The organism is Amycolatopsis sp. 195334CR (genome assembly GCF_017309385.1).
In the GTDB taxonomy this organism is placed as follows: domain Bacteria; phylum Actinomycetota; class Actinomycetes; order Mycobacteriales; family Pseudonocardiaceae; genus Amycolatopsis.
In genome coordinates, this window is sequence record NZ_JAFJMJ010000003.1 from 25,053 (window position 1) to 38,695 (window position 13,643).

The 13,643-nt window shown below is 71.1% G+C and carries 8 protein-coding genes; 7 read left to right on the top strand and 1 reads right to left on the bottom strand.

Translation table 11 applies throughout. The features are described 5' to 3' along the window. Positions 1 to 62 precede the first annotated feature (62 nt). On the top strand, positions 63 to 3,326 hold the full coding sequence (locus tag JYK18_RS47775; RefSeq protein WP_206808368.1) for a glucodextranase DOMON-like domain-containing protein: 3,264 nt from the start codon (positions 63 to 65) through the stop codon (positions 3,324 to 3,326). A gap of 27 nt (positions 3,327 to 3,353) precedes the next feature. Here JYK18_RS47775 and JYK18_RS37200 read toward each other — a convergent pair whose 3' ends face one another. Further along, the gene (locus tag JYK18_RS37200; protein ID WP_206808369.1) at positions 3,354 to 4,097 is read right to left on the bottom strand and encodes a chitinase; all 744 of its coding nucleotides are present in this window, start codon (positions 4,095 to 4,097) and stop codon (positions 3,354 to 3,356) included. Positions 4,098 to 4,384: 287 nt separating this feature from the next. Between JYK18_RS37200 and JYK18_RS37205 the strand changes: the two genes are divergently transcribed. The 6 genes from JYK18_RS37205 (at position 4,385) to JYK18_RS37230 (ending at position 13,586) form a co-directional block, all read left to right on the top strand. Further along, positions 4,385 to 4,885: a hypothetical protein gene (locus JYK18_RS37205; RefSeq protein ID WP_206808370.1), complete on the top strand. Its 501-nt coding sequence runs from the start codon at positions 4,385 to 4,387 to the stop codon at positions 4,883 to 4,885. 116 nt (positions 4,886 to 5,001) lie between these two features. Beyond that, positions 5,002 to 5,286, top strand: coding sequence for a hypothetical protein (locus JYK18_RS37210; RefSeq protein ID WP_206808371.1), 285 nt, complete (start codon positions 5,002 to 5,004; stop codon positions 5,284 to 5,286). An 89-nt stretch (positions 5,287 to 5,375) separates the two neighbouring features. Continuing rightward, entirely contained in the window at positions 5,376 to 6,263 is an 888-nt protein-coding gene (locus JYK18_RS37215; protein WP_206808372.1) for a DUF3800 domain-containing protein, read from the top strand. Between the two features lie 5 nt (positions 6,264 to 6,268). Next, complete coding sequence (locus JYK18_RS37220) at positions 6,269 to 6,637, top strand: STAS domain-containing protein (protein WP_206808373.1); 369 nt, start codon at positions 6,269 to 6,271, stop codon at positions 6,635 to 6,637. A 102-nt stretch (positions 6,638 to 6,739) separates the two neighbouring features. Continuing rightward, entirely contained in the window at positions 6,740 to 11,260 is a 4,521-nt protein-coding gene (locus tag JYK18_RS37225; protein ID WP_206808374.1) for a HAMP domain-containing protein, read from the top strand. 4 nt (positions 11,261 to 11,264) lie between these two features. Next, positions 11,265 to 13,586, top strand: a complete 2,322-nt coding sequence (locus tag JYK18_RS37230) for a SpoIIE family protein phosphatase (protein WP_206808375.1) — start codon at positions 11,265 to 11,267, stop codon at positions 13,584 to 13,586. Positions 13,587 to 13,643 lie beyond the last annotated feature (57 nt).

The following is a 13,643-nucleotide window of genomic DNA, read 5'->3' on the forward strand; positions in this document are numbered from 1 at the left end:
TACACGCTTGGTCGCCCAGGTCAAGGCTGTATCGCCGGGCCGCGCTGTGCTGGGATCTGCCCATGAGACGGCTGGTTCGCGCGGGCGCGATCGCGGTTACTTCCTTGGTCCTCTCGGGGCTCGCGGCACCGGTCGCGCTGGCCGGACCGGCCGGTCCCGGCGCGCTGTCGCACTTCGGCCTGGCGCGCAAGGACTGCCTCGGCACCGCGCGGAACACCACCAGCAAGGTGTGGTTCACCGTGGCCGGCGGGGTGCTCTCCGACGTCTACGCCCCGGCGATCGACAACACCAACGTCGAATCGCTGCAGTTCGTGGTCACCGACGGCCGCACCTTCACCGATCTGCAGAGCCGCGACACCACCTACACCGTGCGCTCCGCCGGGGCGGGCGGCATGGCCTGCGAGGTCACCTCCACCGCGCGCAACGGCCGCTACCGCCTGATCACCGAGTACCACACCGATCCGGCCCGTGACAGCGTGCTGCTGCGCACGCGGCTCGAACCGCTCACGGGTTCCGGCGCGGACCTCAAGGTCTTCGTCCGCTTCGACGCGAACATCAACGGCAACGGCGGGGGCGGCCCGGTCAACGGCGGTGCCGACGACGCCACCGTCGACGCGGCCACCACCGCACTGGTCAGCTCGGACCCGGAAACGCGCAGCAGCGCGCCCTCCCGCGACTACGGCACCCCGCTGGCCGCCGCGCTGCGCGCCGACCGGAAGTTCCTGGCCACGGTCAGCGGTTTCGCCGGCACCCCGACCGACGGGCTCACCCAGCTCGACAAGCACCGCAGGCTGACCTACCGCCACCCGTCGGCGGACGACGGGAACGTGGTGCAGACCGCGCAGCTCGACCTGAAGCCGAACCAGCCGGCCACGCTGTCACTCGGGTTCGGGCAGACCGCGCGGGCCGCGATCGACACCGCCGGGGCGAGCCTGGCAACGCCGTTCGACGAGAGCAAGAAGGCCTACGCGCAGGGCTGGGACGACTACGACCGCAGGCTCAAACCGTTGCGCTCCGGCGATACCGCCGCGTACAAGTACTCCGCCAACGTGCTGAAAGCCAGTGAGGACAAGACTTTCCCCGGCGCCATCGTGGCCTCGCTCGGCAGCCCGTGGGGCCAGGCGGTGAGCGCGGGTGACGCGCCCGGCGGACTGCCCGTCTACTTCGGTTCCTACCGCGAGATCTTCGCGCGCGACCTGTACGAGAGCTTCTCCGGCCTGATGGCCGCCGGTGATCTCGACACCGCGAAGGCGAGCGTGCGATGGCTGTTCGAGCGCCAGCAGCAGCCCGACGGCCGGTTCCCGCGCAACTCCCTGCTCAACGGGAAGAAAGCGCCGGACTCCGGCGGCGACCAGCTCGACGAGACCGCGTACCCGATCCTGATGGCGTTGCAGTCCGGTGCGGATTCCGGGCTGTACGACCACATCCGCCGGGCCGCGGACTTCCTGGTCGCGCGCGGCCCGTCGTTCGGCAGCGAACGCTGGGAGGAGCAGAGCGGCCACTCCCCCTCCACCATCGCCGCCCAGATCGCCGGGCTGGTCGCGGCGGGCACGATCGCCGGGCGCCACGGCGATCCGGCCCGCGCGCGGCTGTACCTGGCCACCGCCGACCACTTCCAGCGCAGCGTGAAGGCCTGGACGGTGACCACCACCGGGCCGTACGGCGACGGCCGGTACTTCCTGCGGTTGAGCAAGAACGGCGATCCCGACTCCGGGGTGTCGTACAACCTCGGGAACGGGTCGATCACGGTGGACCAGCGCGAAGTGGTCGACGCCGGGTTCCTGGAGCTGCCCCGGCTCGGCATCCTCCCGGCGAGCGATCCCGACGTGGCGCGTTCGCTGGCCGTCGCCGACCCGATCCTCAAGCGCGACACCCCGCGCGGGCCCGGCTGGTACCGCTACGGCACCGCGGCCGAAGGCAGCGAGGACGGGTACGGCGACTGCTACGAACCGGATCCGACGAACTGCGGTCCGACCGGCAGGCCGTGGCCAGGACCGAACACCGGCTCCGGGCACCTGTGGCCGGTGCTCGCCGGGGAGCGCGGTGAGCACCTCGTGCAGACCGGTGACCGTCAGGGCGCGACCGCGCTGCTGACCGCGATGCGGGGCCAGGCAACGGGTTCCGGGCTCATTCCCGAGCAGATCTGGGAGAACGCCCCGGTTCCGCCGTCCCCGTCCGGCACCGATCCGGCGATCGCGTCGATCGGCTTCGAGACCGGGGGCGCCGCCGGTTCGGCGTCCCCGTTGAGCTGGGCGCAGTCGGAGTCGATCCGGCTCGCCCGCAGCATCGACGTGGGCAGGCTGGTCGAGCAGCCCGCCGAGGTGCGCGGGCGTTATGTCGACCGGACACCGCCCGCCGCGGTGCCGGTCACGCTGAGCGCGCCGGATTCGGTCTCGGCCCCGAACGCCACCGTCACCGGGACCGCTCCCCCGGGCACCACCGTCGACGTCGCCGCCTCGCCGACCGACACCGGCGGCGCGACCACCGTGTTCACCACGACCGCCGACGCCGGCGGCCGGTTCCAGGCCGAAGTGCCGACGCCGCTGGGCACCACCGTGGTGACCGCGGCCGCGTCCGGCGCCGGTACCGGCCACGCCCAGCGCGTGATCAGTTCGGACTTCGTGTCCGGCACGGTCCTGCTCGACGTCACCGATCCCGAAGGCGACGACCACGGACCGGGCACCTTCACCTACCCGACCGCGGGCGACTTCCACGACGGCGCCTTCGACCTCCGGCGGTTCCAGGTGATCGACACCGGGGACCAGCTGGTGCTGCGGGCCGGGTTGCGCGATCTGACGCCGACGTTCGGTTCACCGCTGGGCGCGCAACTGCTCACCTTGTACGCACACGATCCGGCCACTCCGGGCGCGACCACCGCGCCGTTCCCGAGCCGCAACTACGCGATCGCCGCGGAAGACGCCTGGAGCAGGCGCATCGAGGTGCAGGGCTTCGCCGATCCGTCCTTCGTCGGCGCGGACGGGGTTTCCCTCGGTGCCGCGTCGGTCCAGGCGAGCCAGGCGTCGAGGACGATCACCGTCAGCGTGCCGAAGAGCGCGTTCGGCGCACCCGGTCCCGGCTGGAAGTTCGCCGTTGTCCTCAGTGGACAGGACGGCAACAGCCCGGACCAGGCGCGCCCGTTCACCACCACCGCCGGGCCCTACACCTTCGGCCTGTGCGCGGCCGGTGGTGCGGGCCCGGTGTGCGCCGCGGACCCGGCCGCGGCGCCCAAGGTGCTGGACGCGCTCACCCCGGCGGGCGTCGAGCAAGGGGTGATGCTCGACTTCACGCGCGGGCCGGTGCTGCTCCGCGGCGTGCCGCTGGGGTGAGCGCGGGCTTCAGCGGGTTCGGCGGGCTCAGCAGGTCAGGTTGCCGCCCGGGTCGACGCCGAGCACCCCGGCGAAGTTCTGGTACGCGGTGACCCGGCTCTGCACCTGGCCCGGGTTCTTGCCGTCGCATTCGAGCGCGCCGTTGATGCTGCGGATGGTCTCGCCGAAGCCGCGGCTGTTGACCATGGCGTCGTGCGGGGTCATCGTGCCGGGGCCGGTCTGGGTGTTCCAGTACCAGAGCCCGGTCCGCCAGGCCACCGCCGCGTCGTTCTGCACCAGGTACGGGTCGTTCAGCAGGTCGATGCCCAGCGCGTCGCCGGCCGCCTTGTAGTTGAAGTTCCAGCTCAGCTGGACCGGACCGCGGCCGTAGTAGGCGGCCTGCCCGGCCGGGCAGCCGTAGGGCTGGGTGGCGTCGCAGTAGTGCGGGTAGTTGTCCTGGTTCTGCTCCACGATGTGGACCAGACCACCGGTTTCGTGGTTGACGTTGGCCAGGAACGCGGCGGCTTCCTGCTTCTTCACCGTGTCACTGCCCGTGTTGGCGAAGCCGGGGTAGGAGCTCATCGCCGCGGTCAATCCGCTGTAGGTGTAGAAGGGGTTCCGGTTCGGGAACATCTGGTTGAACTGGGCCTCGCTGACCACGAACGCCGCCGCGTGCACGTCGTCTTCGGGGCCGGCCGAGGCGACCGACGGCAGCACGACCGCGAGCGCGCCCGCGGCCACCGAAGCCGCCAGCACGGCCAGCTTCCGGTGAATGGACTTGCGGATGGACATAGTGCCTCCATGCCAGGTGGGGACCGGCTGTCGCGGTCGGTCCGCAGGCGGACACGTTCCGCGACCTGGTATGCCCACCGACAGTGGACTAGACCAATGTCCCCGTCAAGACGCGTGGCGCACCTTGTCCGGTTTTGTCAGAAGATTCCCAACCGTGTTCACACCATTCACCAACATGTCCACAGTGGACCTTCCGAGGGCGGCCGATCACGGCTCCCACCTGGGAGGGAGGCGGTTCGTCCCGTGGCGGGAACCGGCGGGCGCGGCCACGGGGCGAGGCTGAAGCCATGACCGTTCGCACCGCCGTCCCCCGCTGGGCGAGGATCGCCGCCCACGCCGTCCCGCTCGTCATCCTGCCGTCCGGGCTGTGGCGGATCGGCGCGATGCTGGGGATCCCCGCCTTCACCACGCTGCCCGCCACCACCGCCGACCACGCGTACATGCTGCTGCTCACCGTGGTGGCCGAAGGCCTGGGCCTGCTCACCCTCGGCCTGGTCCGGCCGTGGGGCGAGGTGGTGCCGCGCTGGGTGCCGGTGCTGGGCGGCCGGGCCGTGCCGCCGCTCGCCGCGGTGGTGCCCGCCGCGCTCGGCGCGCTCGGGGTCACCGTGCTGGTGCTCTTCGCCGGTTACAACGCGTTCGCGCGCGGCATGCTGGCTAACCTGGGTGGACCACTCCAGCAGGCCGTGGTGACCCTCTGTTATGCCCCGCTGCTCGCCTGGGGGCCGTTACTGGCGGTAGTCACCATCGACTACCACCGCCGCCGGGCCACCACCCGGTGGAACACCTGAACGGTTGGGTGGAAACCGACTGGCGAAGCTCCCGGTTCCTGGTGTTCAACGGTTTCGAAAGCCGCGTTTCCGGCTATTCCCGCCGGCAGCGCCGCCCGGGAGAAGTGGAGCGAGGGATGAACGCCGACGAACGAAGAACCACCACCGCGCTGAAGGTGATCTACCTCGGCGATTCCGCGCCGATGCGTGAGCTGGCCGCCTGGGCGCGGCGGCACGGCGTGGTCGCGGCGGACGAGGTGGAGGAGGGGGTCATCTGTGGTGTGGTCGACCAGAAACTCCTGCACGGCGACGAGCCCCTGCTGAAGCGGTTGCGGGAACGGCACCTGCCCTGCCTGACCGTCTCCCGGGGCTGGTGCTTCCTCGCCTCCGCGATCGGGCAGGGCGTGCGCCCCGTGGCCTAGGCCGCCCGGCCGCTCACCCAGCTTCGCGAGCGGGTCCGCGCCCGCCGCCGTGCACGCGATGGTCGTCTAGGGCGGTTACGATCACCCGCATGCGTGACGACGAGCAGCCGTTCGTCGAGATCGCCTGCGACGAATCCGGGTCCGAGGGCGAGAAGCTCATCGGCGGGGAAACCGACGTGTTCGCCCACGCCGGGGTCCGGTTGAGCTCGGCCGCCGCCGAGGAGTGCCTCCGGGAGATCCGCGAGCGCATCCGCTCCCCCGCGCTGGAGTACAAGGCCAACCACCTGCTGCGGTCGAAGCACCGCCCGGTGCTGGTCTGGCTGCTGAGCCCCGGCGGCCCGATCCACGGCCTGGCCGAGGTGCACCTGACCGACAAGGCGTACTTCACCGCCGGCCTGCTGGCCGATCTGCTCGGGGACGACCGGGCCCGGCTGCACGCCGACGGTCTGCGCACGTTCGGCGCCCGTGGGTGGACGCGTGTGCTAGGCGCTTTCAACGACCTGATCCGCACCACGAATCGCGCGCATCCGGTCGATTCACTGGCCGAGCTGGTTTCCGGCACGGAATTGGCCGACCGCCTCCGCCGGGCCGACGTGGCGGAATGGCGGGCGGGCGCGATCGTGAATCCGCTGCTGCCCGCGTTCGCCGAAATAGTGCGGCGGGCCGGGGCGGGGGGCCGCGGCGTTTCCGTGGTGCACGACGAACAGCCGTCGCTGACCGGGCCACGGATCGCCCAGGTTCGCGCGCTGCTCGGGAATGTCCCACTGCGCCTGCGATTCGTCGATTCCCGGGACGACGCCAGGGTGCAGGTCGCCGATTTCCTCGCCGGGGTGGCCAGGAAGATCGCCTCCGACGAGCTCAACAGGCGCGGGGACGCGGAACTGACCGCGGTGCTGCGGCCGTTCATCGCGCCTTCCTCCGCTTGGTGGAACGGAGTGCGCCGGGCATCGTGCCGTGACCTCGCCGTGGGAGGATGACCGGCGTGACTTCCGACCTGATGGCGTCCAGCGAGGGCCCCCCGCTGACCGTGCGGACGGAGCGGCACGGCGCCACCGTGCTCGTGGTGGTGGGCGGCGAGATCGACCTGCTCACCGCGCCCCGCGTCCGGGAGGCGGGCACCGAGGCGCTGGCCGAGCACCCCGCGCGGCTGGTGCTGGACCTGACCGAGGTGGTCTTCCTGGCGTCGGCCGGGCTGGAAGCCATGGTGTCGCTGCGCGAAGCCGCCGGGGACGCCGCCGAACTGCGCGTGGTGGCCGGTGGCACCGCCACCCTCCGCCCGCTGGAGATCACCGGCCTGACCGAGGTGCTCGACGTCTACCAGACCCGCGAGGAAGCGCTCCGCGAGGATTAAGCTTTCTGAACGATTTCGGCTATCCCGATCAGGAGCCCGCGGCGGTAAGTTGAAGCGCGGTGCCGCCGGTCGTGGCAGGCCGAAGCGAAGCGGGGTTGTGGCATGGGCGAGGCGACGATCAGTGAAAACCGCGCACCACACCGGGCAGAGCAACCGGAGTTGCGCCAATTGCTGGCGGGGCTGACCGCGGTCCGCGACGGGGATTTCGGTATCCGCCTCCCGGGTGATGCTGACGGTCTGCTCGGGGAAATCGCCACCGTCTTCAACGGCATGGTCGACCAGCTTTCCCTGTTCACCTCCGAGGTCACCCGGGTGGCCCGCGAAGTGGGCACCGACGGCCGCCTCGGCGGGCAGGCACAGGTACCCGGGGTTTCGGGCACCTGGGAGGACCTCACCGACTCGGTGAACGCGATGGCGGGCAACCTGACCACGCAGGTGCGCGACATCGCCCAGGTGGCCACCGCGGTGGCCAGTGGCGATCTGTCGCAGAAGATCGACGTGGACGCGCGCGGGGAAATCCTCGAACTCAAGGAAACCGTCAACACGATGGTCGACCAGCTTTCCTCGTTCGCCGACGAGGTCACCCGGGTGGCGCGCGAAGTGGGCAGCGAGGGCCGCCTCGGCGGGCAGGCGCAGGTGCCCGGGGTCGGCGGGGTGTGGCGCGATCTCACCGATTCGGTGAATTTCATGGCGGGAAATCTCACCGACCAGGTGCGCAATATCGCCCAGGTGACCACGGCGGTGGCCAGGGGCGACCTTTCGCAGAAAATCGACGTCGACGCGCGCGGCGAAATCCTCGAACTCAAGAACACCATCAACACGATGGTCGACCAGCTTTCCTCGTTCGCCGACGAAGTCACCAGAATGGCGCGCGAAGTGGGCACCGAGGGAATTCTCGGCGGCCAGGCCGACGTGAAGGGCGTTTCCGGCACCTGGCGCGACCTGACCGACTCGGTGAACTTCATGGCGGGCAACCTGACCGCGCAGGTGCGCTCCATCGCCCAGGTCGCCACCGCCGTGGCCCGCGGTGACCTCTCGCAGAAGATCACCGTCACCGCGCGCGGGGAGATCCTGGAGCTCAAGAACACCATCAACACCATGGTCGACCAGCTCTCCGCCTTCGCCGACGAGGTCACCCGCGTCGCCCGCGAGGTCGGCACCGAGGGGCGGCTGGGCGGGCAGGCCGACGTCAAGGGCGTGTCCGGCACCTGGAAGGCGCTCACCGAGTCGGTGAACGTGATGGCCGACAACCTGACCGCGCAGGTGCGCTCGATCGCCCAGGTGACCACCGCGGTGGCCAAGGGCGACCTGTCGCAGAAGATCCGCGTGGACGCGCGCGGGGAGATCCTGGAGCTGAAGGAAACCATCAACACCATGGTCGACCAGCTCTCCGCCTTCGCCGACGAGGTCACCCGCGTCGCCCGCGAAGTGGGTACCGAGGGCAACCTCGGCGGGCAGGCCACCGTGCGCGGGGTGTCGGGGACCTGGGAGGACCTGACCGACAACGTGAACGTGATGGCGTCGAACCTGACCGGTCAGGTGCGGTCCATCGCCCAGGTCGCCACCGCGGTCGCGCGCGGTGACCTCTCGCAGAAGATCACCGTGGAGGCCAAGGGCGAGGTCGCCGCGCTCGCCGGGGTGATCAACACGATGGTCGACACGCTGTCCGCCTTCGCCGACGAGGTCACCCGCGTCGCCCGCGAAGTCGGCACCGAGGGCATGCTCGGCGGGCAGGCGCAGGTGCCGAACGTGGCGGGCACCTGGAAGGACCTCACCGACAACGTCAACTTCATGGCGAACAACCTGACCAACCAGGTGCGCAACATCGCCCAGGTGACCACCGCGGTGGCGCTCGGCGACCTGACCCGCAAGATCGACGTCGACGCCCGCGGCGAGATACTCGAGCTCAAGACCACCATCAACACCATGGTCGACACGCTGTCCGCGTTCGCCGCCGAGGTGACGCGCGTGGCGCGCGAGGTCGGCAGCGAGGGCCGCCTCGGCGGGCAGGCCGAGGTCGAGGGCGTGTCCGGCACCTGGAAGCGGCTCACCGAGAACGTCAACGAACTGGCCGGGAACCTGACCAGGCAGGTGCGCGCGATCGCCGAGGTGACCAGCGCGGTGGCCGAGGGCGACCTGACCCGGTCGATCACCGTGGTGGCCTCCGGCGAGGTCGCCGAGCTGAAGGACAACATCAACTCGATGGTGGAGTCGCTGCGCGAGACCACCAAGGCCAACCAGGAGCAGGACTGGCTCAAGTCGAACCTGGCCCGCATCTCCAGCCTGATGCAGGGCCGCCGGGACCTGCGCGTGGTGGCCGAGCTGATCATGGACGAGCTGGCCCCGCTGGTCTCGGCCCAGTACGGCGCCTTCTACCTGGCCGACGAGTCCTCCGACGTCCCGGAGCTGCGGCTGATCGGCGCCTACGGGCACCCGGTCTCCGACCACGAGATCCGCTTCCGCTTCGGCGAGTCGCTGGTCGGCCAGGCCGCCCGCAGCAGGCGGACGATCGCGGTGGACGAGATGCCCGCCGGGTTCATCGCCATCTCCTCCGGGCTCGGCCAGACCGCGCCGACCAACCTGCTGGTGCTGCCGATCGTGGTGGAGGACCAGGTGCTCGGCGTGATCGAGCTGGCCTCGGTGCACCGGTTCACCGCCACCCACCGCGACTTCCTCGACCAGCTGATGGAGACCGTCGGCGTCAACGTGAACACCATCGTGGCCAACTCCCGCACCGACGAGCTGCTGGTCGAGTCGCAGCGGCTGGCCACCGAACTGCAGTCCCGCTCGGGTGAGCTGCAGATCCGGCAGGAGGAACTGCAGCGGTCCAACGCCGAACTGGAGGAGAAGGCCGCGCTGCTGGCCAGCCAGAACAGCGACATCGAGGCGAAGAACCTGGAGATCGAGCAGGCCAGGCAGGAACTGGAGACCCGCGCGCAGCAGCTCACCATCGCCTCGAAGTACAAGTCCGAGTTCCTCGCGAACATGAGCCACGAGCTGCGGACCCCGTTGAACAGCCTGCTCATCCTGGCCCAGCTGCTGGCCCAGAACCCGACCCGCAACCTGACCTCGAAGCAGGTCGAGTACGCCGGGATCATCCACTCGGCGGGCTCGGACCTGCTGCAGCTGATCAACGACATCCTGGACCTGTCGAAGGTCGAGGCGGGCAAGATGGACATCAGCCCGGAGCGGGTGCCGCTGCGGCGGCTGCTGGACTACGTCGAGGCCACCTTCCGGCCGCTGACCACGCAGAAGAACCTGAGCTTCCGGGTGACCACCGCGCCCGGTGTGCCGGTCGACCTGCTCACCGACGACTCGCGGTTGCGCCAGGTGCTGCGCAACCTGCTGTCCAACGCGGTGAAGTTCACCGAGGAGGGCGGCGTCGAACTGCACATCGAACCGGCGGTGGCGCCGGAGCTGCCCGCGCAGGTCGGCCACCACGGCGCGGCCATCGCCTTCCGGGTCACCGACACCGGGATCGGCATCCCCGAGCAGCAGCTGCAGTCGATCTTCGGTGCCTTCCAGCAGGCCGACGGCACCACCAGCCGCAAGTACGGCGGCACCGGGCTCGGCCTGTCGATCAGCCGCGAGATCGCCTTCCTGCTCGGCGGCGTGATCACCGTGTCCAGCACCCCGGCCCAGGGCAGCACGTTCACCCTGTACCTGCCGGTGGCCCGGCCGGACTTCGAGGAGGTCTCGCCCGTTCCGGCACCCGCCCCGGCGCCGGCGCCGCCGGCGGTGGCCTCGGCCGGACCGCCCCAGCAGCGGCGGCTGCTCGTGATCGAGAAGTACCCGCGCGGGCTGCTGTCGCTGGTGGCCGAGAGCGTGCTCGCCGACCTGGCCGAGGTGCCGGAGATGATCGAGACCAGGGGGCCGGTCGAACTGGTCACCGTGGTCGGTGCCGAGGAGGCCGCGGCCACGCTGGCCTCGCAGGCGTTCCACTGCGTGGTGCTGGAGCTGGACATGCCCGAGGGCGCGGGCCTGCGCTTCCTCGCCGCGATGGACGGTGACTCGGCGCTGCGCGCGGTCCCGGTGCTGGCGCACCACAACCGGCGGCTCGGCGGGGACGCCGAACGCGCGCTCCAGGCCAGAGCCAGCGCGCAACCGCTCGAACTGCTCTCCAGCCTGGACGAACTGCGGGAGCGGATCGCGCTGCACATGACCGCCGAGCAGCCGGGCGACGTGCTGCCGCTGGTCCGCGCGCAGGCCACCGGCACGGAGGCGTCACCGCGCGAGGTGGACCAGCGGGTGGCCGGGCGCACGGTGCTGGTGGTCGACGACGACACCCGCAACGTCTACGCGCTGACCAGCATGCTGGAGGTGCACGGCCTGCGCGTGCTGCACGCGGAGAACGGGCGGCAGGGGCTGGAGACGCTGGTCGCGCACCCGGAGATCGACCTGGTGCTGATGGATGTGATGATGCCGGAGATGGACGGGTACGCGGCCACCGCGGCGATCAGGGCCATGCCGGAGCACCGGGAGCTGCCGATCATCGCGGTCACCGCCAAGGCGATGCCGGGTGACCAGGAGAAGAGCCTGGGTTCCGGGGCGAACGACTACGTGACCAAGCCGGTGGACTCGGCGCACCTGCTGGCGTGCATCCAGCGCTGGCTGGAGGACTAGGGACGTGCCGGTGCGGACCGAGGAGGACGAAGCCGAGAACCTGACCAGGCTCGCGGCCACCGTCGAGCGGCTGCGGGCCGAGGTCCGCGAGGCGCACGCCGGGACCGAGGGCCGCGCGCTGGTCGAGCTGGCCAAGGGCATCCTGGTCGAAAGACTCCACTGTGGACCGTCGCAGGCCGCGCGGCAGCTGGCCGAACTGGCCGAGCAGGCCGGGGTGCCGCAGCTGGAACTGGCCGCGGACATCATCAACCAGGCCGCGCGGGACAAGCTCGGCGAGGCCGCGGACGAACTGCTGGACGCGGCGGTGGACCCCGGGCCGTCCGCCGCGGTTCGCTTGCGCAGCGCGGAAAGCGGGGTGTCCGCGGCGTCCGACGCGCAGGCCGTCGCGGAGTCGCTGCTGGCGCACGCGCTCGCCCCGCTGGGCGCGACCGCGGTCGCCATCTGGGCGGCCGGCGCGGACGCTTCCCTTTCACTGGCGGGTTTCGCCGGGCTCACCGCGGAGGAGGGCGGGCGCTGGCGCTACGTCCCGCCGGGCATCACCACGCCCGCGCGCCGCGCGCTCACCGAGCGCCGCCTGGTGTGGGTGGAGCACCTCGACCGGACCCCGTCGATCGGCCACCGGGAGGTCTCGGGCGCGCGGGTGACCGTGCCCGCCGACGCGGGCGGCCGCATCCTCGGCGTGCTGGAGATCTGCTGGCCGGGTCCGCTGGAACGGCTGTCGCGGCAGATCGAGCGGCAGATCGAGGCGCTGGCCACCCTGTGCGCCCGCACGCTGGACGCGCCGGTGACGGAAGCCGTTCCGGCGGACGAACCCGGCGCCATCCGGCTGGTGGCCGTCGCGGACGCGGTGCTCGACCCGGCTTTGGTGCTGCTGCCCGAACTCGGCCCCGACGGCGGGCTGATCGACTTCCGCATCCACCACGCCAACGCCGCGTTCGCCGATCCGGCCGGGCGCCCGCGCAGCACCGTGGCCGGGGCGCGGCTGCTCGAGGTCTACCCGATGGTGGCCGGGAAGAGCGGGTTGTTCGACAAGGTCGAGCACGTGCACGCCACCGGGGAACCGTTCCACGCCAAGCAGACCACGCTCACCACGCTGGTCGAGCAGGTGCCGGTGACGCTGACCGCGGGCATCAGCGTCAGCCGCCACGGCGGCGCGGTGCTGCTGATCTGGCGGGTGCAGGACGAGACCGCGCGGCTGGCGAGCCTGTTGCAGCACGCGCAGCGGCTCGGCCGGATCGGCGGGTTCGAGGAGAACGCGGTCACCGGGGAAATCGCTTGGAACACCGAGGTTTTCACGCTGTACGGGCTGCCGGTGACGGCCGAGCCCATCGCGCTGCAGCGGTTGTCCGCGCACGCCGATCCGGACGACGCGATCGCCATCGGCCGGTTCCTGCGCACCCTGCTGCACCACCGCCGTCCCGCCTCCACCGCGTTCCGGTTGCAGCGGCCGGACGGGATCGCGCGGCACATCCGGGTGATCGCCGATCCGGTGCTCGACGCGGACGGGCGGCTGCTCACCGTGCGCGGGGCGTACCAGGACATCTCCGCGCAGCACTGGACGGAGGTGGCGCTGGCGGCCACGCGGGACCAGCTCGCGCACAGCGAGCAGCAGTCGGCCGAGCGCAACCGGCTGGCCCTGCACCTGCAGCGCGCCATCATGCCGACCGCGCCGGACCCGGTCGCCACCGCCGGGCTGCGCGTGGCGGTGCACTACCGGCCCGCGGAGAACGACCAGCTCGTCGGCGGTGACTGGTACGACGCGGTGATGTTGCCGTCCAAGCAGATCCTGCTCTCCGTCGGCGACATCGCCGGCCACGGCATCGAGGCGGCGACCGGGATGGTGGTGCTGCGCAACGCGCTGCGCGGGCTGGCGGCCACCGGTGCCGGTCCGGCGCAGCTGCTGACGTGGCTGAACCTGGTGGCGCACCACCTGGCCAAGCGCGTGATCGCGACGGCGGTCTGCGGCATCTACGACCCGGCGACGCGGGTGCTGCGCTGGGCGCGGGCCGGGCACCTGCCCCCGGTGCTCATCCGGCGGCAGCGGGCGAGCTGCCAGCCGATGATCGGCGGCATCCTCCTGGGGGCGACTTCGGTGGCCGAGTACGAGGAGCAGAGCGTGCAGCTGGCCCCGTCGGACATCCTGCTGCTGTACACCGACGGGCTGATCGAGCGGAAGGGCCGCTCCATCGACGAGGCGATCGCGCAGCTGCTGACCCTGGCGGAGGTCCCCGCGGATTCCCTGCAGGGCAAGCTGGACAACCTGCTCACCCACAGCAACGCCGACACCGACGACGACACCTGCATCGTCGGTATCCAGCTCGACTGAACACCGCTTCCGTGCAGTGAAGGTGGCTTTCACGCCGTATTCGGCTGTGAAAGCCAC

Excerpts from the sequence above, each read along its gene's own strand:
- JYK18_RS37205 (WP_206808370.1), top strand. The coding sequence starts at position 4,385 with ATGACCGTTCGCACCGCCGTCCCCCGCTGGGCGAGGATCGCCGCCCAC.
- JYK18_RS37215 (WP_206808372.1), top strand. The coding sequence starts at position 5,376 with ATGCGTGACGACGAGCAGCCGTTCGTCGAGATCGCCTGCGACGAATCC.
- JYK18_RS37225 (WP_206808374.1), top strand. The coding sequence starts at position 6,740 with ATGGGCGAGGCGACGATCAGTGAAAACCGCGCACCACACCGGGCAGAG.
- JYK18_RS47775 (WP_206808368.1), top strand. The coding sequence starts at position 63 with ATGAGACGGCTGGTTCGCGCGGGCGCGATCGCGGTTACTTCCTTGGTC.
- JYK18_RS37200 (WP_206808369.1), bottom strand. The coding sequence starts at position 4,097 with ATGTCCATCCGCAAGTCCATTCACCGGAAGCTGGCCGTGCTGGCGGCT.
- JYK18_RS37210 (WP_206808371.1), top strand. The coding sequence starts at position 5,002 with ATGAACGCCGACGAACGAAGAACCACCACCGCGCTGAAGGTGATCTAC.